The sequence below is a fragment of the Streptomyces sp. NPDC023541 genome (assembly GCF_055559995.1).
Genome location: NZ_JBVHJO010000002.1, coordinates 1 through 20,133, shown reverse-complemented (window position 1 = coordinate 20,133; position 20,133 = coordinate 1). Strand labels below are relative to the sequence as shown.

At 72.3% G+C, this 20,133-nt stretch carries 23 protein-coding genes and 1 tRNA gene; 14 read left to right on the top strand and 10 right to left on the bottom strand.

The genetic code is table 11. The annotated features are described in order from the left end of the window. Positions 1-175 precede the first annotated feature (175 nt). The 4 genes from ACZ3X1_RS04100 to ACZ3X1_RS04085 all read left to right on the top strand — a co-directional run bounded on the left by ACZ3X1_RS04100 (position 176) and on the right by ACZ3X1_RS04085 (position 3,032). A complete protein-coding gene (locus ACZ3X1_RS04100; protein WP_467276365.1) occupies positions 176-598 on the top strand; it encodes a hypothetical protein in 423 nt (140 codons plus the stop codon). 376 nt (positions 599-974) lie between these two features. After that, positions 975-2,147, top strand: a complete 1,173-nt coding sequence (locus ACZ3X1_RS04095) for a helix-turn-helix domain-containing protein (protein ID WP_362632390.1) — start codon at positions 975-977, stop codon at positions 2,145-2,147. A gap of 104 nt (positions 2,148-2,251) precedes the next feature. After that, positions 2,252-2,854, top strand: coding sequence for an oligoribonuclease (gene orn / locus ACZ3X1_RS04090; protein WP_356813120.1), 603 nt, complete (start codon positions 2,252-2,254; stop codon positions 2,852-2,854). A gap of 105 nt (positions 2,855-2,959) precedes the next feature. Beyond that, a tRNA-His gene (locus ACZ3X1_RS04085) sits at positions 2,960-3,032 on the top strand. Positions 3,033-3,096: 64 nt separating this feature from the next. Here the strand turns inward: ACZ3X1_RS04085 and ACZ3X1_RS04080 are convergent. Further along, positions 3,097-4,140 carry a LacI family DNA-binding transcriptional regulator gene (locus tag ACZ3X1_RS04080; RefSeq protein WP_356813121.1) on the bottom strand — a complete coding sequence of 348 codons (1,044 nt, stop codon included), beginning with the start codon at positions 4,138-4,140 and terminating at the stop codon, positions 3,097-3,099. A 104-nt stretch (positions 4,141-4,244) separates the two neighbouring features. Here ACZ3X1_RS04080 and ACZ3X1_RS04075 point away from each other — a divergent pair, with 104 nt between their 5' ends. From ACZ3X1_RS04075 to ACZ3X1_RS04060, 4 genes are read left to right on the top strand one after another with little or no spacing between them, the layout of a single operon-like run. Then, entirely contained in the window at positions 4,245-5,594 is a 1,350-nt protein-coding gene (locus ACZ3X1_RS04075; protein ID WP_467276358.1) for an ABC transporter substrate-binding protein, read from the top strand. Between the two features lie 7 nt (positions 5,595-5,601). After that, positions 5,602-6,597: a carbohydrate ABC transporter permease gene (locus ACZ3X1_RS04070; protein ID WP_390076988.1), complete on the top strand. Its 996-nt coding sequence runs from the start codon at positions 5,602-5,604 to the stop codon at positions 6,595-6,597. Further along, the gene (locus tag ACZ3X1_RS04065; protein ID WP_467276353.1) at positions 6,594-7,418 is read left to right on the top strand and encodes a carbohydrate ABC transporter permease; all 825 of its coding nucleotides are present in this window, start codon (positions 6,594-6,596) and stop codon (positions 7,416-7,418) included. Before ACZ3X1_RS04070 ends, ACZ3X1_RS04065 begins: the two co-directional genes overlap by 4 nt. After that, positions 7,415-8,827 carry a GH1 family beta-glucosidase gene (locus ACZ3X1_RS04060; RefSeq protein ID WP_356813125.1) on the top strand — a complete coding sequence of 471 codons (1,413 nt, stop codon included), beginning with the start codon at positions 7,415-7,417 and terminating at the stop codon, positions 8,825-8,827. Before ACZ3X1_RS04065 ends, ACZ3X1_RS04060 begins: the two co-directional genes overlap by 4 nt. 2 nt (positions 8,828-8,829) lie before the next feature. Here ACZ3X1_RS04060 and ACZ3X1_RS04055 read toward each other — a convergent pair whose 3' ends face one another. Next, positions 8,830-9,648 carry an NAD(P)H-binding protein gene (locus ACZ3X1_RS04055; RefSeq protein ID WP_467276349.1) on the bottom strand — a complete coding sequence of 273 codons (819 nt, stop codon included), beginning with the start codon at positions 9,646-9,648 and terminating at the stop codon, positions 8,830-8,832. A gap of 118 nt (positions 9,649-9,766) precedes the next feature. Between ACZ3X1_RS04055 and ACZ3X1_RS04050 the strand changes: the two genes are divergently transcribed. From ACZ3X1_RS04050 to ACZ3X1_RS04035, 4 genes are all read left to right on the top strand, one after another. Beyond that, positions 9,767-10,267, top strand: a complete 501-nt coding sequence (locus ACZ3X1_RS04050) for a MarR family winged helix-turn-helix transcriptional regulator (protein WP_356813127.1) — start codon at positions 9,767-9,769, stop codon at positions 10,265-10,267. Positions 10,268-10,952: 685 nt separating this feature from the next. After that, positions 10,953-11,111 carry a hypothetical protein gene (locus ACZ3X1_RS04045; protein ID WP_467276345.1) on the top strand — a complete coding sequence of 53 codons (159 nt, stop codon included), beginning with the start codon at positions 10,953-10,955 and terminating at the stop codon, positions 11,109-11,111. A 221-nt stretch (positions 11,112-11,332) separates the two neighbouring features. Continuing rightward, positions 11,333-11,500 (top strand): hypothetical protein, encoded by a 168-nt coding sequence (locus ACZ3X1_RS04040; RefSeq protein ID WP_467276343.1) that lies wholly within the window; start codon positions 11,333-11,335, stop codon positions 11,498-11,500. Positions 11,501-11,512: 12 nt separating this feature from the next. Beyond that, the gene (locus ACZ3X1_RS04035) at positions 11,513-11,692 is read left to right on the top strand and encodes a hypothetical protein (protein WP_467276341.1); all 180 of its coding nucleotides are present in this window, start codon (positions 11,513-11,515) and stop codon (positions 11,690-11,692) included. A 164-nt stretch (positions 11,693-11,856) separates the two neighbouring features. Here ACZ3X1_RS04035 and ACZ3X1_RS04030 read toward each other — a convergent pair whose 3' ends face one another. The 6 genes from ACZ3X1_RS04030 to ACZ3X1_RS04005 form a co-directional block, all read right to left on the bottom strand. Continuing rightward, a complete protein-coding gene (locus tag ACZ3X1_RS04030) occupies positions 11,857-12,156 on the bottom strand; it encodes a hypothetical protein (protein WP_356813131.1) in 300 nt (99 codons plus the stop codon). A 106-nt stretch (positions 12,157-12,262) separates the two neighbouring features. Beyond that, positions 12,263-12,925, bottom strand: a complete 663-nt coding sequence (locus tag ACZ3X1_RS04025) for an NADPH-dependent F420 reductase (RefSeq protein WP_390076995.1) — start codon at positions 12,923-12,925, stop codon at positions 12,263-12,265. Positions 12,926-13,127: 202 nt separating this feature from the next. Continuing rightward, positions 13,128-13,778 carry a disulfide bond formation protein B gene (locus ACZ3X1_RS04020; protein WP_362632408.1) on the bottom strand — a complete coding sequence of 217 codons (651 nt, stop codon included), beginning with the start codon at positions 13,776-13,778 and terminating at the stop codon, positions 13,128-13,130. A gap of 2 nt (positions 13,779-13,780) precedes the next feature. Beyond that, entirely contained in the window at positions 13,781-13,945 is a 165-nt protein-coding gene (locus tag ACZ3X1_RS04015; RefSeq protein WP_356813134.1) for a DUF5993 family protein, read from the bottom strand. A gap of 52 nt (positions 13,946-13,997) precedes the next feature. Next, positions 13,998-15,410: a sensor histidine kinase gene (locus ACZ3X1_RS04010; RefSeq protein ID WP_390076998.1), complete on the bottom strand. Its 1,413-nt coding sequence runs from the start codon at positions 15,408-15,410 to the stop codon at positions 13,998-14,000. Between the two features lie 7 nt (positions 15,411-15,417). Further along, positions 15,418-16,107, bottom strand: coding sequence for a response regulator transcription factor (locus ACZ3X1_RS04005; RefSeq protein ID WP_030655573.1), 690 nt, complete (start codon positions 16,105-16,107; stop codon positions 15,418-15,420). 79 nt (positions 16,108-16,186) lie between these two features. On the opposite strand from ACZ3X1_RS04005, the gene ACZ3X1_RS04000 reads away from it, so the two are divergent. Continuing rightward, on the top strand, positions 16,187-16,729 hold the full coding sequence (locus ACZ3X1_RS04000) for a hypothetical protein (protein WP_356813136.1): 543 nt from the start codon (positions 16,187-16,189) through the stop codon (positions 16,727-16,729). A 50-nt stretch (positions 16,730-16,779) separates the two neighbouring features. Here the strand turns inward: ACZ3X1_RS04000 and ACZ3X1_RS03995 are convergent, their stop codons facing one another. Together ACZ3X1_RS03995 and ACZ3X1_RS03990 are read right to left on the bottom strand one after the other, a co-directional pair. Next, positions 16,780-17,661 carry a spermidine synthase gene (locus ACZ3X1_RS03995; RefSeq protein ID WP_467276331.1) on the bottom strand — a complete coding sequence of 294 codons (882 nt, stop codon included), beginning with the start codon at positions 17,659-17,661 and terminating at the stop codon, positions 16,780-16,782. A 31-nt stretch (positions 17,662-17,692) separates the two neighbouring features. After that, positions 17,693-18,100, bottom strand: a complete 408-nt coding sequence (locus tag ACZ3X1_RS03990; RefSeq protein WP_356813138.1) for a hypothetical protein — start codon at positions 18,098-18,100, stop codon at positions 17,693-17,695. A gap of 250 nt (positions 18,101-18,350) precedes the next feature. On the opposite strand from ACZ3X1_RS03990, the gene ACZ3X1_RS03985 reads away from it, so the two are divergent. Beyond that, complete coding sequence (locus ACZ3X1_RS03985; protein WP_467276327.1) at positions 18,351-19,670, top strand: tetratricopeptide repeat protein; 1,320 nt, start codon at positions 18,351-18,353, stop codon at positions 19,668-19,670. Positions 19,671-20,133: the final 463 nt, after the last annotated feature.

Here is a 20,133-nt window from a genome sequence, read left to right as displayed (position 1 = left end):
CTTGGAGAGCGTCCCAGGGAGCATGCCGGAGCGAGCGCGCCTTGGCAATGGCCGCTGCCCCCTACAGCCAGTGACGGAACGGGGAGTTGCCACCCGTGCGCGCAGTGACCGAGCCCCGCCGGGCGGCGTTGGACGTGCGTCCGACCGTTCAGGAAGAGCCCGCAGGGAGTACGCCGTGCCCGGCCATCCGGTTGACCCCGATCAGCCAGCTCAGCCGACCCAGTCCGTCCACTTCCCCGACCCGGGCGCGCACTTCGCCGCTTCTGCGCGCCAGCCGCTTCACCCGTCCGTGCAGCCTTCCGGCCGCCCGCACGACGATCCCGCGGGTGACGTCGTGCGCTGGGCCGCCTTCAGCTGCCTGCTCGTCCCGGTGGTCCTCGTCGTCTACGGAACCTCCCTGGGCGGCGCCGCGGCGGCCACCCTCGGCCTGTTCGTCGTCACGGCCGCCTGCCTGGTCCTCCTTCGGCACTCGGAGCGGGCCGCGGCCCGCGTCGCGGAAGAGCGGCCCGCGCCCGCACACCGCCGACGGCACTCGCGCGGTGGCACCCCGGGCCGCCGGGGCTGCCGCGCCTCCGACTCCGCACCCCCGCACGACTGACTCATTCGCACACCCACACCCGCTCGTTTTCAGCCAACTTCCCGGCAGGGTGCCTTCCTTGCCGGAATGCCCCCCCGACCCCCCCACCACCAGCGACGACATTCGCCGGGGGGCGTTTTGGCCCTACAGGTACTGGCCACAGCCGCGATCCGCGCTTCCCACCCGGGTAGCGGAGTGGAACGCTTCCTGATCGAATGCTTTTCGCCAAGTTGAGAAGTCGACATAGCGCTGCGTGCTGAACTTGTCACGCCGACACCACGGGACGCAGTAGATTCGATCATGTATTTACGGCGGGGGATCCACGTGCAAGGCCGAGGGGAAACGTGCAGGTGCGACCAGACCAAGGAGTCGCGACACCCAAGGGGGGCTTAGCGCCATGAGCCAGGATTCCACCGCCGTCGTCGCAGACGCCGGCCGGAAGCTCGCGGGGCGTCGCCGCAGGGAGATCGTCGCGGTGCTGCTCTTCAGCGGCGGACCGATCTTCGAGAGCTCCATTCCACTATCCGTGTTCGGCATTGACCGGCAGGACGCGGGAGTTCCACGCTATCGACTGCTCGTGTGCGCCGGTGAGGACGGTCCGCTCAGGACCACCGGCGGACTCGAACTGACCGCGCCGTACGGGTTGGAGGCGATCGCCCGGGCAGGCACGGTCGTCGTTCCCGCCTGGCGCTCCATCACTTCACCGCCGCCTCCGGAGGCGCTCGACGCACTGCGTCTGGCGCACGAGGAGGGGGCCCGGATCGTCGGACTGTGCACCGGGGCCTTCGTGCTCGCGGCCGCAGGCCTGCTGGACGGCCGGCCCGCGACGACGCACTGGATGTACGCGCCGACGCTGGCCAAGCGCTACCCGTCCGTCCACGTCGACCCGCGCGAACTGTTCGTCGACGACGGCGATGTGCTCACGTCCGCGGGCACGGCGGCCGGAATCGACCTGTGCCTGCACATCGTGCGCACCGACCACGGCAGCGAGGCGGCCGGGGCCCTGGCCCGCAGGCTCGTCGTGCCGCCGCGCCGCACGGGCGGCCAGGAGCGCTACCTCGACCGGTCGCTGCCGGAGGAGATCGGCGCCGACCCGCTGGCCGAGGTCGTCGCCTGGGCGCTGGAACACCTCCACGAGCAGTTCGACGTGGAGACCCTCGCCGCCCGCGCCTACATGAGCAGGCGCACCTTCGACCGGCGGTTCCGTTCGCTCACCGGCAGCGCGCCGCTCCAGTGGCTGATCACGCAGCGGGTGCTCCAGGCCCAGCGGCTGCTGGAGACCTCCGACTACTCGGTCGACGAGGTCGCCGGACGCTGCGGGTTCCGCTCGCCGGTCGCCCTGCGCGGTCACTTCCGGCGGCAGCTGGGGTCCTCCCCGGCCGCGTACCGCTCCGCCTACCGGGCACGCCGCCCGCAGGCCGACGTGGCGCAGGTCTCGGAGATCTCGAGCGGGCCGGTTCCGCACCAGCGCACTCCGCAGCCCCACCGGGCGGCGGCGGCCCTGGCCGCGGCGGGTCCCACGGTGACGGAGCTGTACGCCCCTGGCCGGGTCCTGCGGGAACACGCGTAACCCCACAACGGGTACGGCAGCGAAGGTCCTCCGTCGGTCACCGCCGGCGGGGGACCTTCCGCATGTGCGGTCCGCTCCGCAAGGGACCGCATAAGGTGGGACACATGAACGATCGCATGGTGTGGATCGACTGCGAGATGACCGGGCTCTCGTTGACGGACGACGCACTTATCGAGGTGGCCGCACTGGTCACCGACTCGGAGCTCAACGTGCTCGGCGAGGGCGTGGACATCGTGATCCGCCCGCCGGACGCCGCGCTGGAGACCATGCCCGATGTGGTGCGCGCGATGCACACCGCCTCCGGCCTGCTCGACGAGCTGGCCGGCGGGACGACCCTCGCGGATGCCGAGGCGCAGGTCCTGGCGTACGTGCGGGAGCACGTGAAGGAACCGCGCAAGGCGCCGCTCTGCGGGAACTCGGTCGGCACCGACCGCGGCTTCCTGCTGCGCGACATGGCCGCGCTGGAGAGCTACCTGCACTACCGGATCGTGGACGTGTCCTCGGTCAAGGAGCTGGCACGCCGCTGGTACCCGCGGGCGTACTTCAACAGCCCCCCGAAGAACGGCAACCACCGGGCGCTGGCGGACATCAAGGACTCCATCACCGAGCTGCGCTACTACCGGGAGGCGGTCTTCGTGCCGCAGCCCGGGCCCGACTCCGACACGGCGCGCAGCATCGCGGCCAAGCACACGGCGCCGGGCGCGTAGCCGCCCGCGCGGGCCCTCCGGAGAGGGGTGCCGGAAAAGGGTGGAGCGAGCACCCTCCCGGACCCTGTACCCTTTTCTTCGGCCGGTCGGTTTCGACCGGACATGGTGGGTGTAGCTCAGTTGGTAGAGCACCTGGTTGTGGTCCAGGTGGCCGCGGGTTCAAGTCCCGTCACTCACCCTGCGGGAAGGCCCCGGTACGCGGAAGCGGACCGGGGCCTTCTGCATGTCCCGGCCCGAGGAGGTCAGGACGACTCCCGGACCACCAGTCTGTTCGGCAGGACGACCGCCGGCCCCCCCGTGCTCCCGCTGCTCCCCCCTCTTCCCGCGACGCGCTCCAGCAGCATCCTCGCCATGGTCCGGCCCATCTCCTCGATGGGCTGGCGGACGCTGGTCAGCGGCGGGTCCATGTGCCGGGCCACCACCGAGTCGTCGAAGCCGACCAGTGCCACGTCCTGCGGGATGCGGCGCCCGGCGGCACGCAGCTCCCGCCGGGCGCCGGCCGCCATCACGTCCGAGGAGGCGAAGACCGCGTCGAGCGAGGGGCTGCGTTCCAGCAGCTCGCGCATGGCCCGGCGGCCGCCCTCCTCGGTGAAGTCGGCGACCGCGACCAGCCGCTCGTCGACGGGCCGGCCGGCGGCGGCCAGGGCCTGCCGGTAGCCGTCTAGCCGGCAGTGGGCCCCGTACACGTCCAGCGGGCCGGTGATCGTGGCGATCGTACGGCGGCCCCGGTCGAGCAGGTGGCGCACCGCCTCGGCGGCGCCCGCCAGGTTGTCGGAGTCCACGCAGGGCAGCGTCTCGGCGGCGGAGCGGCGGCCGCTGATCACCGTCGGGATGCCCAGCTCGGCCAGCAGCTCCGGGAGCGGGTCCCCGGCGTGGACGGAGACCAGCAGCACGCCGTCGACGCGGTGCCCGGAGAGGTACTGCGCGAGGCGGCGGCGCTCACGGTCGCTGCCGGCCAGGGTGAGGACGAGCTGGATGTCGGTCTCCGCGAGGGCGGCCCCGACACCCCGGACCACTTCGGAGAAGTACGGCTCGGCGAAGAACCGTGCCTCGGGCTCGGGGATCACGAGGGCGATGGCGTCGTTGCGGTTGGCCGCGAGGGCGCGGGCCGCGCGGTTCGGCACGTACCCCAGCTCGGTCACGGCCGCCTCGACGGCGGCCCTCGTCTGCTCGCTGACCTTGGAGGACCCGTTGATGACCCGGGACACCGTGCCGCGCCCGACTCCGGCGCGCACCGCGACCTCTTCCAGGGTCGGCCGTCCCCCGCTGCGCCCGTTCCCGTTCATGGCTTCCTCCCGGTTGTGAATCTACCCCTTGACTAGTGTGGGAGCGCTCCCACACTGTGTCACACGACACCCCCACGTTGTCGCCCACCCTTCAGGGAGGAACCATGCGAGCCCAACCCCCGGCCCGAGCACGGGCCCGGAGAACCCTCGTCACGGCGGTCGCCTCGCTGGGCGCCGCCGCGCTGCTGCTCGGAGGATGCGCGCAGGACCCCGAAACGGACCCGAAGTCGGGCTCCTCGGCCGACCGAAAGGGAGGGACCACCCTGACCGTCGGCGTCTTCGGGGCCTTCGGTCTCCAGGAGGCGGGGCTCTACGACGAGTACATGGCGCAGAACCCGGGGATCCGCATCGAGCAGACCTCCATCGAGCGCAACGAGAACTACTACCCCCAGCTCCTCACGCACCTGGGGACGGGCAGCGGGCTCGCCGACATCCAGGCCGTCGAGGTCAACAACATCGCCGAGATCACCGCGACCCAGTCCGACAAGCTGGTGGACCTGGGCAAGGCGCCCGGCGTGGACAAGGCCGCTTACCTGCCGTGGAAGTGGGCGCAGGGCACAGCGCCCGCGGCGAAGGGCGGGGCCACCGTCGGCCTCGGCACCGACATAGGCCCGCAGGGCATCTGCTACCGCAAGGACCTGTTCGAGGCGGCCGGGCTGCCCTCGGACCGGGAGGCGGTCGGCGCGCTGTGGGCGGGCGACTGGAACAAGTACCTGGAGACGGGCAAGGCGTACAAGGCGAAGGCCGGTGACGGCAAGGCCTTCGTGGACTCGGCGTCGGGGGTCATGGCCGCGGTGACGGGCAGCAGCGCCCAGCGGTTCTACGACGAGCAGGGCAAGGTCGTCTACAAGACGAACCCGGCGGTGCGCGGGGCCTTCGACCTGGCGGCGTCCTTCGCCACCGAGGGGCTCAGCGCCAAGCTCCAGCAGTTCACCCCCGGCTGGGACCAGGGCTTCGCCAACGGCGCCTTCGCAACGGTCTCCTGCCCGGCCTGGATGCTCGGCTACATCCAGGACAAGGCGGGTCCGTCGGGCAAGGACAAGTGGGACGTGGCGCAGGCGCCGAAGCCCAGCAACTGGGGCGGTTCCTTCCTGGTGGTCCCGAAGGCCGGCAAGCACGCCGAGGAGGCCGCGAAGCTGGCGGCCTGGCTGACGGCTCCGGAGCAGCAGGCGAAGCTCTTCGAGAAGCGGGGCAGCTTCCCGAGCGCGAGCGCCGCGTACAAGCTGCCGGCGGTGTCGGGGGCGAAGCACGAGTACTTCGGCGGGGCCCCGATCGGTGAGATCTTCTCGAAGGCGGCCCAGGGGGTGCCGGTGACGGTGGTCGGCCCGAAGGACCTCGTGATCGCGCAGAACCTGGCGGACATCGGGATGCTGCAGGTCGACCAGAAGGGCCGCAGCCCGCAGGAGGGCTGGGAGGCCGCGGTGAAGGCCATCGACAACGCCCTGGACCAGTGAGGCGCCGGTGACGGACGAGACGGCACTCCTGTCCCCCTCCGCCGCCGCCCCGGAACGGCCGGCGGCGGAGGGGGGCGGCCGGGGCCGGCCGGGCCAGGTGTGGCGCTCGCGCCGCTACCGCTGGGACCTGCGCTGGAGCCCGTACGCCTTCGTGGCACCCTTCTTCCTCTTCTTCGCCGTCTTCGGGTTGTTCCCGCTGCTGTACACGGGCTGGGCGGCGTTGCACCAGGTGGAGCTGACCGATCCGGACAGCATGACGTGGGTGGGGCTGCGCAACTTCACCCGGCTGTGGGACGACGAGTTCTTCTGGAACGCGCTGCGCAACACCGTCACCATCGGCCTGCTCTCGACGGTGCCGCAGCTGGCGATCGCGCTGGGCGTGGCCCATCTGCTCAACTACCGGCTGCGGGGCTCGGCGTTCTTCCGGGTCGCCGTGCTCACTCCGTACGCCACCTCGGTGGCGGCGGCCACCCTCGTCTTCGTGCTGCTCTTCGGCCGGGACTACGGGATGATCAACTGGGTGCTCTCGGCGGCCGGTTTCGGGGCGGTGGACTGGCAGAACGGCACCTTCGCCTCCCAGCTGGCGGTGTCCACCATCGTGATCTGGCGGTGGACGGGCTACAACGCGCTGATCTACCTGGCGGCCATGCAGGCCGTGCCGGGTGAACTGTACGAGTCGGCCGCGCTGGACGGGGCCTCGCGCTGGCAGCAGTTCCTGCACGTCACCGTGCCCTCGCTGCGGCCGACGATCCTCTTCACCTGTGTGGTGTCGACGATCGGGGCGACCCAGCTGTTCGGTGAGCCGCTGCTGTTCAACGGTGGGGCGGGCGCGACGGGCGGCTCGGACCACCAGTTCCAGACGCTCGGGCTGTACCTGTACGAGCAGGGCTGGGTGAACCTGCACCTGGGGCGGGCCTCGGCGATCGCCTGGGCGATGTTCCTGATCCTGCTGCTGATCGCCGGAGCGGCGCGGCTGCTGCGCGGACGGGGGGACTCGCGATGAGAACGCTGCGCGCGGGCCGGCTCACCTATGTGGTGCTCGGCCTCTTCACCGCCGGTTCGCTCTTCCCTCTCCTGTGGACGGCGATCGCGGCCTCGCGCACCAACACGCGGCTGGCACAGACCCCGCCGCCGTTCTGGTTCGGCGGGAACCTGGGACGCAACCTGCAGATCGCCTGGACCGACGCCAACATGGGCACGGCCCTGCTGAACACGGTGATCGTGGCGGGCACGGTCACCGTCGGGACGGTCCTGTTCTCCACGCTGGCCGGCTTCGCCTTCGCCAAACTCCGCTTCCGCGGACGCCGGATGCTGATGGCTCTGGTGGTGGGGACGATGCTGATCCCGCCGCAGCTGAGCGTGGTGCCGCTGTACATGCTGATCGCGAAGCTGTCGTGGACCGACCGGCTCCAAGCGGTGGTGCTGCCGTCCCTGGTGTGCGCCTTCGGGGTGTTCTTCATGCGCCAGTACCTGGTGCACGCGCTGCCGACGGAACTGGTGGAGGCGGCCCGCACGGACGGGGCGAGCTCCCTGAGGGTCGTGTGGCACGTGGTGTTCCCGGCGGCCCGGCCGGCGATGGCGGTGCTGGGGATGCTGACCTTCGTCATGTCCTGGAACGACTTCTTCTGGCCGATCGTCGCGCTGACCCAGAACGGCAGCCCGACGGTACAGGTGGCCCTGACCGGGCTGGGCAGGGGTTACATCCCCGACCAGTCCGTGATCATGGCGGGTGCGCTGCTGGGCACGCTCCCGCTGCTGCTGGTGTTCCTCGTCTTCGGCCGCCAGATCGTCGGCGGCATCATGCAGGGAGCTGTAAAGGGATGACTGACACCCCGACACACGAGACGGGCACGTCGCACACGCCGACCGGGTCGCACGCGCCGAAGGCGACGGATCAGGCCGGGGAACTCCGCTTCCCCGACGGGTTCCTGTGGGGCACGGCCACGGCGGCCTTCCAGATCGAGGGCGCGGCCGCCCTGCGCGGCCCGTCCATCTGGGACACCTTCTGCCGCACCCCGGGCAAGGTGTACGGCGGCCACACCGGCGACGTCGCGGTCGACCACCACCGGCTGTGGCGCGAGGACGTCGCGCTCATGGCCGAACTGGGCCTGGGCGCCTATCGGTTCTCGGTGTCCTGGCCGCGCGTCCTCGCCGGCGGGATCGGCTTCTACGACGCGCTGGTCGACGAGCTGCTCTCCCACGGCATCCAGCCCTGCGTGACCCTCTACCACTGGGACCTCCCGCAGGAGCTGGAGGACGCCGGCGGCTGGCCGGAGCGGGAGACCGCCTACGCCTTCGCCCAGTACGCCGGGCAGGTCGCGGACGCTCTCGCCGACCGTGTGGAGCTCTGGACCACCCTCAATGAGCCCTGGTGCAGCGCCTTCCTCGGCTACGCCTCCGGCGTGCACGCCCCCGGCCGCACCTCGCCCGCCGACTCGCTGCGCGCCGCCCACCACCTCAACCTGGCCCACGGCCTGGCCGCGACGGCCCTGCCGGCCCGTACCCGGGTCGGTATCGCGCTCAACCCCAGCGCGGTACGGCCGCTGACCGACTCGGCGGCAGACCTGGACGCGGCCCGCCGTATCGACGCGCTCGCCAACCGGATCTTCACCGGCCCCCTGCTGCACGGCGCCTACCCGCAGGACCTGCTCGCGGACACCGCCGCCCTGACGGACTGGTCGTTCGTCCGCACCGGCGACGAGGCGCTGATCCGCCAGCCGCTGGACTTCCTCGGCGTGAACTACTACACCCCGGCGGTGGTGTCGGCGGCCCCGGACGGGAACGGCCCGCGCGCCGACGGCCACGGCGCCACCTCCCACTCCCCCTGGCCCGCCGCGGACGCGGTGGCCTTCCACCAGCCCCCGGGCGAACAGACCGACATGGGCTGGTCGATCGACCCGACCGGCCTGTACGACCTGTTGATGCGCTTCACCCGCGAGGCACCCGGCCTGCCGCTGATGGTCACCGAGAACGGCGCTGCCTACGCCCCCGACCTGCACGACCCGCAGCGCATCGCCTACCTGGAGGCCCACCTCGCCGCCATCCACCGCGCGCTGGCGGACGGCGCCCCCGTGGGCGGCTACTACCTCTGGTCGCTGCTGGACAACTTCGAGTGGTCCTACGGATACAGCAAGCGCTTCGGCATCGTGCACGTCGACTACGACACCCAGGTCCGCACGCTGCGCTCCAGCGCCCACTGGTACGCCCGCCTGGCCCGCAAGGGGGCCATGTAGCGTCACGCGAAGACGTCGGCGTGGTCCTCGGCCCAGGTCCTGAACGTGCGGGCCGGGTGGCCGGTGAGCTGCTCGACGGCGCCGGTGATCTCGACCGGGAGTCCGTCGGCGGACGCCCAGTACTTCAGGAGCGCGTCGGCGTAGGGGCCGGGGATGTAGCCGTCCACCTCGGCCTTCCACTGCTCGGCCGAGACGGCCTCGAAGGGTATGGACCGGCCGAGGACTTCGCCGAGTATCGAGATCTGGGCCGCGAAGGTCAGCGACTGCGGGCCGGTCAGCGTGTATGCGCGGCCGGCCAGGGCCGGGTCGGTGAGGACCGCGAGGGCCGATTCGGCGAGGTCGGCCTCGTGCACGGGGTCGCAGTAGGCGCCGGGGTAGGGCAGGCGGACCGCCCGGCCCGACTTCAGCGACCAGGCCCAGCCTCGGGCGTTGCTTGCGAAGGACCCCGGCCGCAGCAGTGTGGTGCGCAGCGGGGAGGCCGAGAGGGCCTGCTCGACGACGAGGTGGGAGGCCGACAGCGGGCTGTCGGCGGCGTGCGGAGCGAGTACCGAGGAAGAGGACAGGAGCACGACGTGCTCCACTCCTGCCGTGACGGCCTCCTTGACGAAGGCTTCGATGCCGGACGCCTCGGCGTAGAGGAAGACGGAACGGATGCCGGCGAGGGCGCCGGGAAACGTCGCCGGATCGGTGAGGTCGCAGTGAACCGCACCGGGGGTGTCCCTCTCACGGGAGCCCAGGCGGTACGGGACGCCGCGAGCGGCGAGCAGGCCGCCGAGACCGCGGGCGACGGCGCCGCGGCCGCCGGTCACAAGAATGGACATGATTGGTTCCTCTTTCTGGAGTGGTGGTGCTGAGTGACGCTAGGATGGTTACTCGACACAGATTCTGCATTACACATCCTCTGCGTCACACAGATAAATCTGGAGCACGGAGAATCCGATGTCAACCGATTCCCCTCGTACGGGTGATGAGTGGACCCGCGCCGAGCTGCTCGCGCGCATCGTCACCGAGAGCCAGCGGCACTACGCCGACTACTCCCTCTTCAATCAGGCCATGGCCGACTCGGTCGGCCTGCATCCCACCGACATGCAGTGCGTCGCCCTCCTCGACATGGAGCCCGGCCCCGTCAGCACCGGCGACATCGCCCGCCTCACCGGCCTGACCTCGGGCTCGGCCACCCGCCTCGTCGACCGGATGGTCAAAGCGGGCATCGTCGAACGGCAGGCCGACCCGAACGACCGCCGCCGCTCCCTCGTCGCCCTCTCCCCCGAGGCACGCCGGCGCATCGGCGCGGCGTGGGACACCCCGGGCCGCGCCTTCGGCGCCGTACTGGAGAGCTACTCCGACTCCGAACTCGCCGTCATCGCCGACTACCTGCACCGCGCCGCCGAAGTGGGACGGACCCAGGCCAAGCGGCTGACCTCGGGCGAGCCGGGCTGACCGCCGGGCCGCGGGAGGGCTTTCGCAGGGCTCCACCTCTACGGTTCCTCGCGCGGCTCCCCGCAGCGCCGTGCCCCGTCGGAACGCTCCTGCTCATCACCGGACGGGACGGCATCGGCGCCGCGGCCCCGTTGCCGCCGCGCTCCGGCTCGGACAGTCCCTCGGCGGCCCCGTCATCGGCCGGCTCGCCGACCTGCGCGGGCACCGCCCCGTACTGCTCCTCGCCTGCGCCGCGAACGCCGCCGTCCTCCTCGCCCTCGTCGCGGCCGTCCTCGGCGGGCTGCCGCCGGCCGCCGTCCGGCTCTCGCCGCCGCGGCCGGTCTCACCGTCCCGCAGGTCGGGCGCTCGCCAGGCACGCTGGGCACGGCTCGCCGGCGGGGACCAAGGCGGTGCTCGGCTCGCCCCCTGTTCGCGGTGCACCCGACAGCTCCCGGCCCGGCCGCCGCGCCCCCGGACACGCGCACCGGCGTACGACTGCGGCCCTCCGGGCTGGCACCGCTGTTCACGATGGCCGTGCCGCAGGGGGCCCGCGTGGGGCCGCGTGGAGCGGGGACAACACGGGCGTCAACTCGCCGCGTCGCCGGGCGAGCGCGGCGCGGCCGGGCTCGTCCGGGCCGCCATGGCCGTGACCAGCTCGATCGTCGTTTCATCACGGTCGCCCGGCCCGGCTCGGCGGACCTGAGCCGTGCGGTTGCGGTGGACGATCGCCCTCCAGGCGCTGCTCACCCTGCCGTTGCTCGCGGCGTCCGGACCGTGGGCGGCCGCGTTCGCCGTCGCGGGCATCGGCCTGGCCGTGGCCCCGCACCTGACGGCGCTGTTCGGGCTGGCGAGGCGGACACGATGAACCCCGTACCGAAGTTCGGGTCCTCATGAATAGCATCAAGCCACATCACGCAGGATTGGCGAAATTCACTCAAGGCCACTCGAACCATCCAGTGGATCAAGCTCAGGCTTTCCTCAAATGGGAGTCTCCACAACGAGGCGGAGGGGTACATTCACCTTGACCTAAAGCGCGGATCCTGACCAGTTCCGCGCCAAGCATTGACGAATCGGGGAAGTTCAGAAATGAAGAACTTCGCTTCGGGTGTCCTGTCGGTAGCCATGGCCTCCAGCGTCATCATGGCCGGCGGGGTAGGTGTCGCACACGCCGACTCCGGCCCGCGTCCCGTGGTCCAGTCAGCCGCCAAGACCGATGTCGCCGGGGCCACTGGCTGCCTCGCGGCGCTCGCCTAAGACAGGAACGCCATGGCCAAGATTGCATTCACTCTCGTGTGGGGCGTCCTTCTCGTCACGACCAACCGGGTCCTTCAGGACACCACGTGGGCGCAATACGCAGCGACATTCATCTTGGGCGGAGCCTATGCGTTGGCTCTCGGCAAGCTGAAATTCCTCCAAGGAGGAAGCGTTCCAGAGGAGCCGAAGTGACTGTTATTCTTGGCCGGCTCTTATAAAGCATGACAGAAATCCTCGGCCTCAATTCCTACATGGCCGGACTTCACGTCGCCAGACAGTCTGCAGTCCCCGCCGCGCGAAAGCGGCGGGGACTGCAGCGTAAGGTCCGGCGCGTCGAACCACTGGCTCGACGCCGCCTACGGCGAGGACTGCATCGCCGCCAGGCCCTTCGCCAGGTCCTCGGCGTTCATGACCGGGGCGACCTCGACCTCGGCGTTGAACTCCAGGAACAGGTCCTCCATCAGCGACGGCATCAGCGAGCTGTCCTGGAGGTCGAAGACGATCCAGCAGGAGCGCACGCCCTCGTGCAAACCGAAGTAGGCCGCCTCCGGCTTCACCCGCTGCATCAGCTGCTGGATGGCCTGGGGCAGGCCGCCGGTCCTGATGGACTCGTTGGTGGCGACCGTGTCCATGTGCGCCCTGAGCATGACCCTCATGCGTGGCTCCTTCCGTCACGCCCACACTCGGCGCGGGCCGGGGGTGCGGCAACATTTGCGCCCCCGTACGGGCCGTGCGGTCGGTCCCGGCCCGCGCCCCGCCCCGTCAGGCGCCCTGGATGTGGAAGTTGAAGTCCGTGTGGCCGAGCGCGCCCATCAGGCGGAGCCAGACCGGCAGCAGCATCTCCGTGCCCCGGGCCGTCTCGATGCCGCCGAGGTCGAGGACGCTCCCCTCCGGCCACCCGAAGGAGTACAGCAGCTCACGCACCACCTTCTTGGCGTCCGCGTCCTCCCCCGAGATGAACACGTGGTGCTCGCCGGCGATCCGCGCCGGGTCCACCATGATCTGGCAGTTCATCGTGTTCAGCGTCTTGACCACCCGCAGACCCGGGAACCTCCGCTGGATCAGCTCGCCCAGGCTGTCGTCGTCCACCGGGTCCAGGCCCGGCGGGAAGCCGCCGGAGAAGTCCAGCGGGTTCGCGATGTCGATGAGGATCCTGCCGTCCAGGTGCGCGGCGTCCGCCTCCGTCAGCGCCGCGACGCTGACCTTCCCGCCGGTGGCGTTGACCAGGACCTCGCCCTCCCGCGCGGCCTCCGCGAAGCCGGCCAGCCCGATCTCCGGGTGGACCTCCTGCCAGTCCGAGTACTCGGCGCGGCCGAGGGTGGCGTCGGGGTCCCGGGTCCCGATGACGACCTGGTGGCCCAGGGAGTCGAGCCGGGCGGCCACCGTACGGCCGACGATCCCGGTGCCGAGGACTGCGTAGCGCATCTGCTGCTTCCTTCCGGTCGGTACGGGGGCCCGGGCGGGCATCGCTGGGCCCTAATCCCCGGCGGGCGCACGACGACGGCCACGGCGCCCCGCCGCGTTGGCGGAACGCCCGGATACGGCCCCGTGTCAGGACGCTCCTCCGCCTTGCGGTGCACCGCGTCCGACGCCGCGCGCCGATCCACCGGGGATTACGGGACAGGCCTCAGCCCGGCATCCCGATCTCGTCGAAGAACCGGTACCGGTCCGGGTGTTCGGGGAGGAACCAGTGGTAACCCTCCTCCAGGAAGACGACCACCATGTTCACGGCGATGACGACGCCCAGGAACCACAGCGCGAACAGCCCCGCCGTCCGCAGCAGCCCCGGCCCGGTCGCCGGGACGCTGCGGTCCGCCGTCGTGTGCGCGGTGGCCAGGACGATGCCGATGACGAGCACCGAGGCCTGGAAGAGGATCAGGGCCCACACGTACAGGTGCAGGCCGAGCACCTCGCTCCCGTACCCCTTGGCACCCGGCAGGATGTGCAGCGTCGTCTGCCGCCAGGACGCGAAGGAGCCTCCGGCCGCCGCGACCAGCGCCAGGCCCCAGCCCGTCATGTAGTGGCGGCCCGTCACCGAGCCGCGCAGCAGTCCCGTCCGGACGATGTACGCCGCTCCCATCGCCGCCAGCAGCATGAACATCCGCTGCACGACGCAGAGCGGGCACGGGTGCTCCCACGCCCTGAACTGCTGGAAGAGGCCGACGCAGACCACACCCGTCCAGCCGATGGCGAAGAGGCAGGCGAACCAGTACTGGACCTTGCCCGGCGGCGCGGCGTCGGGCGCGGTCTCCGGGATGAGGCTCTCGATCGCGGCCATGGTCAGTAGCTCAGCGTCAGGGCCAGGCTGCTGGTGATGTGGTGCGCCATCAGCAGGAAGACGGCGATGAGCATGAGCCACCACGCCCCGAGCACGACCATCCGGGACGTCTCCCGGTACATGGCGATCAGCGTGGCGAGGAGCCCGCCGAAGATGAGGGTGTCCATGCCGCGGACCGTACCGAGACGAGGACATCCCGCCTGCTAGGCGCGCCCCCGGTCACGGCGTGGCGCGCCCCCGGTTACGTCGGTTGCCGCGTCGGCCTCGGCCGGTCCGCCCCGCGCCGGGGCCGCCCGCGCTCCGGCCGTCCAGGCCGATCCACACCCGGACCTCGGTGCCGCCGAGGATCGAACGCCCCAGCCGTACGTCGCCCCCGGTCGACTCCGCGACCCGGCGCACGATGTCCAGGCCGAGGCCCGTGGACCCGTCCCGGCCGCCGTCGTTGCCGCGGCGCAGGGCGGCGTCGGGGTCGGAGATGCCGGGGCCCGCGTCGGAGACGAGCACGATCACCGCGTCGCCCGCGTCGTGGACGTCCACCGCGAAGGGGGTGCCCTCGGGGGTGTGCCGGAAGACGTTGCCGAGCATGGCGTCGAGGGCGGCGGCCAGTTCGGGCCGCGCCACGGGGATCCGTACCGTACGGTCCACCCCCGCCAGCCGCACCTCGCGGCCTTCGTCCTCCGCGAGCGCCGACCAGAAGTCCATCCGGTCGCGGATCACCTCGGAGGCGTCGCATCCCGCCCCCGCACCCGCACCCGCTCCGACCAGGCCGGTGGCCGGTCGCTGCTCCCGGGCCGTGCGGATGATCGTGTCGACCTCGCGTTCCAGCTGCTCCACCGCCGCCCGGGTCTGCTCGGCGGCCGGGCCGTCCCCGAGTGAGGCCGTGTTGAGCCGCAGTACGGTCAGCGGGGTGCGCAGCCGGTGCGACAGGTCGGCGGCCAGTTCGCGTTCGTTGGCGAGCAGCTCGACGACCTGGTCGGCCATCGCGTTGAACGCGAGGGCCGCCGAGCGCAGTTCCTTCGGTCCGGCCTCGGGCACCCGCGCCCCGAGCCGTCCCTCACCGAGCTGGTGCGCGGCGTCCGCGAGCCGCTCGGCCGGCCGGACCAGCCGGGCGCCGAGCCGGTCGGCGACCGCGACCGAGCCGACGATCAGGGCCAGTCCGACGCCCGCGAGGACCAGCCAGGCCGTGGCGACGCCGTTGCTGACCTCGCTCTCCGGTACGAAGATCTCCACCACGGCGATGTCGCCGGAGCCCAGTGCGGTCGGCTGGAGCAGCGCGGAGCCTCCGCCGGACACCTTGGCCGTCGTGGCCCGCCCCATCCGACGGGTCTCCGCGACGGCGCGCTCGCCGGCCCGGCCCTCGCCGATGTTCACGGGGACGCTGTCGCCGATCGCGGGTACGTGTACGGCCATCCGCCGGGCGGCGCCCATCTGCGTGGACTCCACCGCCTTGCGCAGCTGCGCCGGGTCGGTGGTGATCGACAGGGTCGGCCCGATGCTGGCGGCCTGCCGCTCGGCGTTGGAGAACGCCCGGTCGCTGGCCATCTCCTGGACGACGAGCCCGAGCGGTACGGCGAAGGCCACCACCACCATGGCCGTGACGGCGAGGCACACCTTGACCAGGGCCCATCTCATCGCGGCATCACTGCGGTGGCTCCAACTTCACGCCGACCCCGCGCAGGGTGTGCAGGTACCGCGGCCGGGCGGCGGTCTCGCCGAGCTTGCGGCGCAGCCAGGACAGGTGGACGTCGATGGTCTGGTCGTCCCCGTACGACTGCTGCCAGACCTCGGCGAGCAGTTCGCGCCGGGCCACGACCACGCCCGGCCGGCCGGCGAGGAAGGCCAGCAGGTCGAACTCGCGGCGGGTGAGGTCCAGTACCGCCCCGTCGAGTTCGGCCTGGCGGCGCAGCGGGTCGATGGCGAGGCCGCCGACGCGCAGGACGCGCGAGGGCGGTTCGGCCCCGGCGGCGGCCCGGGCGCGGCGCAGGACGGCGGCCATCCGGGCGGAGAGGTGTTCGACGGAGAAGGGCTTGGTCAGGTAGTCGTCGGCGCCGTCGTTGAGCAGCCGGACGATCTCCGCCTCGTCGTCGCGCGCGGTGGCGATGATCACGGGGACGTCGGTGATGCCGCGCAGCATCTTGAGCGCCTCGGATCCGTCCAGGTCGGGCAGGCCGAGGTCGAGGATGACCACGTCGAAGCGGTGGTGCGCGACCTCGCGCAGGGCCTCCAGGGCCGTACCGACGCTCCGCACGGTGTGCGAGGCCTCGGTCAGGTGCCGGATGAGGGCGGAACGTACGAACTGGTCGTCCTCGACCACGAGCACACTTGCCATGGCCCGCACCGTAGTCCATTCGGGCTACCCCACGGGGTGTCGGGCCACTCTTGTGACCCGTGGTGCAGTATGTGCCTTGATGCGAAGAGGACTTGTGCATGCCATGGCGTGGATGCTCGCGACCGGGGCGGCGGTGACGCTGTGCTGGTGGGGCGTCCACACCGTCATGTCGGGCACGGCCTACGATCCGCCGCTCGCGGTGCCCCTGGCCACCCAGCCGCTGTCCTCCTCGACCCGGGGCGCGCAGCCTCAGGGGTCGCCGTCGCCGTCCCCGTCCGCCTCGCCGTCGGAGTCACCCGGCCCGTCCGCGTCGCCGACCGCCGCAGCCTCCCCCGAGAAGCCGTCGCAGCCGCCCTCCGCCTCCCCGGACGGCCGGCAGCAGGCGGGTGGCCAGGACTCCGGGAAGGTACAGGCGTATCCGGTCTCCGGCGGCAGGGTCACCTTCTCCCTCGGCGGTTCCTCCGCCGAGCTGGTCTCGGCGACGCCGGCGGCCGGCTGGCGGATGCAGGTGTGGAAGCAGGACTTCTGGATCCGGGTCACCTTCACCCGGGACGGCCGTGAGGTGTCGGTGTTCTGCACCTGGCACGACCACCCGCCGATGGTCGAGATCGTCGACCCCTGAGGGGGGCGGCGGAACGCCCTGAAGGGCCGCACGATCCCTCATGACAGCCCCTACCGGAAAACGGAGGGCGGCGGCTGCGGCGAGGCCACCGCCGAGGCGTCGGCGACCGGAGCCGCGCCGCCCGCGAAGTCCGCCAGCGCCCGGCCGTGCTCGACCCGGCCCGGATGCGGGTCGCTCGCGACCCGGCGGGTGAAGTCCGCGACGGGCAGCTCCCGGTCGGCCGCCACCAGCACGGCATTGCCGAAACGCTTCCCCCGCCACACCACCGGATCCGCGGCCAGCGCCAGCTCCGTGAACCGGGACGCCGCCGTCGCGATCTGAGCGCGCAGGTGCGTCAGCGGCGGCCCGTCCACGAGGTTCGCGACGTACCACCCGGTGGGCGCCAGCGCCCGGCGTACGTCGTCCAGGAACTCGGTGCTCGTCAGGTGCGCCGGGGTGCGCGCCCCGCTGAACACGTCCGCGATCACCAGGTCCGCCCAGCCGTCCGGCACCTTGGCCAGACCGGCCCGCGCGTCCACCGCCCGGACCCGGACCCGCGCCTGCGGATCCAGCGGCAGGTGCTCCCGTACGAAGGCCACCAGGGCGGCGTCGATCTCCACGACCTGCTGGGCGGAGCGGGGGCGGGACGCGGCCGTGTACCGGGCGAGGGTGAAGGCGCCGCCTCCCAGGTGCACCACGTTCAGGGGCCTTCGGGCGGGCGCGACGAGATCGATGAGGTGGCCGATCCGCCGCTGGTAGGAGAAGTCCAGGTACGCGGGATCGCCCAGGTCGACGTGCGACTGCGGGGCGCCGTCGATCAGCAGGGTCCAGGCGCCGGGGCGCTCGCGGTCCGGCTCCAGCTCCGCCCGACCGCCGTCCACCTGCCCGACGACCGCCTCCGCGCCGCCCCGCCCGCGCTGCCTGCCCTTGTTCCTGTCCTTGCCCGCCACCATCCCATTGTGCGGGGCGGCCGGCCGGGAGCGGTCAGCGGCAGTTGTCCGCGGCCTCGATCAGCCGGGCCGCCTCGCCGAGCGCCGCACGCAGCACCTCGGGGTCGGTGACCGGCCCGACGGCCTCCGGCGGGAGCAGCCAGCCCGTGGCGCCCGCGGTGGGCGAGACGGCGTCGCCGAAGCGCATCCCCCGCCCGTCGGACTGCGTACACGCGCTGCCCGGAAGGTCCCAGGCGTCGGCGGTGCCGGGCGGGACGAGGAAGCCGAGGGTGTCGCCGGACCCGTCGTGCAGAACGGGCCCCACCGGGCCGGACCGGCCGGCCGCGCGACGGATGATGTCCACCGCCTCCAGCCCCTGGCGGGCGGGCACGGTCACCAGGTCAAGGTCCAGGCCCGGGGCCGCGCCGGGTCCGGGTGCGGTGCTCGTTCCAGTGCTCTCCATGCCGGCCTCCACCAAGGGGAACCCCTCCTCGATCCGTATCCGCATGAGTTCAACGCACGGGAACGTCAACGGGTGCGGCACCAAGACGCCGCAAAGGATGGCAGTTCATGGCGGATCGCGGGTGAGATATCCGTTTTGTAGCTAAACATCGCGTGAACACCCCGTCGCTGGCGGTACGTTCATGCGCGCCGGGCCCAACTGCACCAGCCACCGCACCGGCGCTGCGTTCCTTGCCAGAGAGGTCACGTCCATGGCGGCGTTCCCCCACTCACCCAACTCCACGTTCCGGCGGCTGCGCGGGCAGCACTCCCCTGCCGAGTTCGCGGCCCTGGTGCGCCGGGCGGCGAAGGAAATCGGAGAAACGGTTTCCTGCGACGCGCGCTACGTCGGCCGGGTCGAGTCGGGCGAGATCCGCTGCCCCAACTACGCCTACGAGCGGGTCTTCCTCCATATGTTCCCCGGCCACACCCTGGCCGACCTGGGCTTCTCCCCCCGCGAGAGCGTCCGCGGACGCTCGGCGCAGCGCGGCCCGCACCCCGCGCCCGTCCCCCGTTCCCCTTCCAGTGCCAAGGAGAGCGACGTGCTGCGTCGCGCGTTCATGGCGGGCGGCTCCGCGACCGTGGCGGCCGCGACGCTCAGCCTCACCCTGCTCGGCGACCCACGGCGGCCGCCCTCGCGCGCCGGCGAGTCCGAGGCGGCCGCCGTCGAGGACGCCGTACGCCGGATCCGGCTGCTGGACGACCGGCACGGGGCGGACGCCCTCTACCGCAAGGCCTCCGAACCCCTGCGCACCGCCTACGCCCTGCTCGACGCCGGTGCCACGCGGCAGTCCACCGAGGACAGGCTGCACTCGGGCGCCGGCGAACTGGCCGTCTCGGTCGGCTGGCTGGCCCACGACTCCGGCCGCTTCGACGACGCCCGCTCGCACTACGCGGAGGCGCTGGCCACGGCCCGGGTGGCCAGGGACTCGGGCCTGGAGGCGCACGCCTTCAGCAACATGTCCTTCTTGGCCCGGGACACCGGTCGCTCGCGCGAGGCGGTACGGGCGGCCCAGGCGGGCCGGCGCGCCGCGTCCAGCCTCGGCTCGCCGCGGCTGCTGGCGCTGCTCGCCCTGCGGGAGGCCGGCGGGTGGGCGGGGCTCGACGACCGCAAGGCCTGCGAGGAGTCACTGACGCGGGCCCACCGGGAGTTCTCCCGGGGACCGGCGGAGGCCGACCCCGAATGGATGTCCTTCTTCGGCGAGGCCGAGCTGGAGTCGCTGGAGGCGCGCTGCTGGTCGGCGCTCGGGGAGCACGCCCGTGCGGCGCGGCACGCGCGGCGGGCGGCGGACCTGCAGGATCCGCACTTCGCCCGGAACGTGGCGCTGTACACCGCCGAGCTGGCCGGTGACCTTGCCCGGGCGGACGCGCCCGACGAGGCCGCCTGGGCGGGCGGGCGGGTGCTGGACCTGCTGGGCGAGGTGCAGTCGACGCGGGTGCGGTCGATGCTCGCGGGGACGGCCGCGGCCCTCGTCCCCCACCAGCGGTCCCCCCGGGTGGGCGCGTTCCTGACCCGGCACGCGTCCGCGTAGCGCTCGGCCCCCACCGCCGGGCCCTGCGGTTCGGCTGCGGCGGGTGGGTGATGCTGGGGCTCTGCCGTGGCCCTGCGGGTCGGCTGCGGCTGGCCGGTGGGTGCCCGGGCCCTGCGGTTCGGCTGCGGCGGGTGGGTGATGCTGGGGCTCTGCCGTGGCCCTGCGGGTCGGCTGCGGCTGGCCGGTGGGTGCCCGGGCCCTGCGGTTCGGCTGCGGCGGGTGGGTGGTGCCGGGGCTCTGCCGTGGCCCTGCGGGTCGGCTGCGGCTGGCCGGTGGGTGCCCGGGCCCTGCGGTTCGGCTGCGGCGGGTGGGTGATGCTGGGGCTCTGCCGTGGCCCTGCGGGTCGGCTGCGGCTGGCCGGTGGGTGCCCGGGCCCTGCGGTTCGGCTGCGGCGGGTGGGTGATGCTGGGGCTCTGCCGTGGCCCTGCGGGTCGGCTGCGGCTGGCCGGTGGGTGCCCGGGCC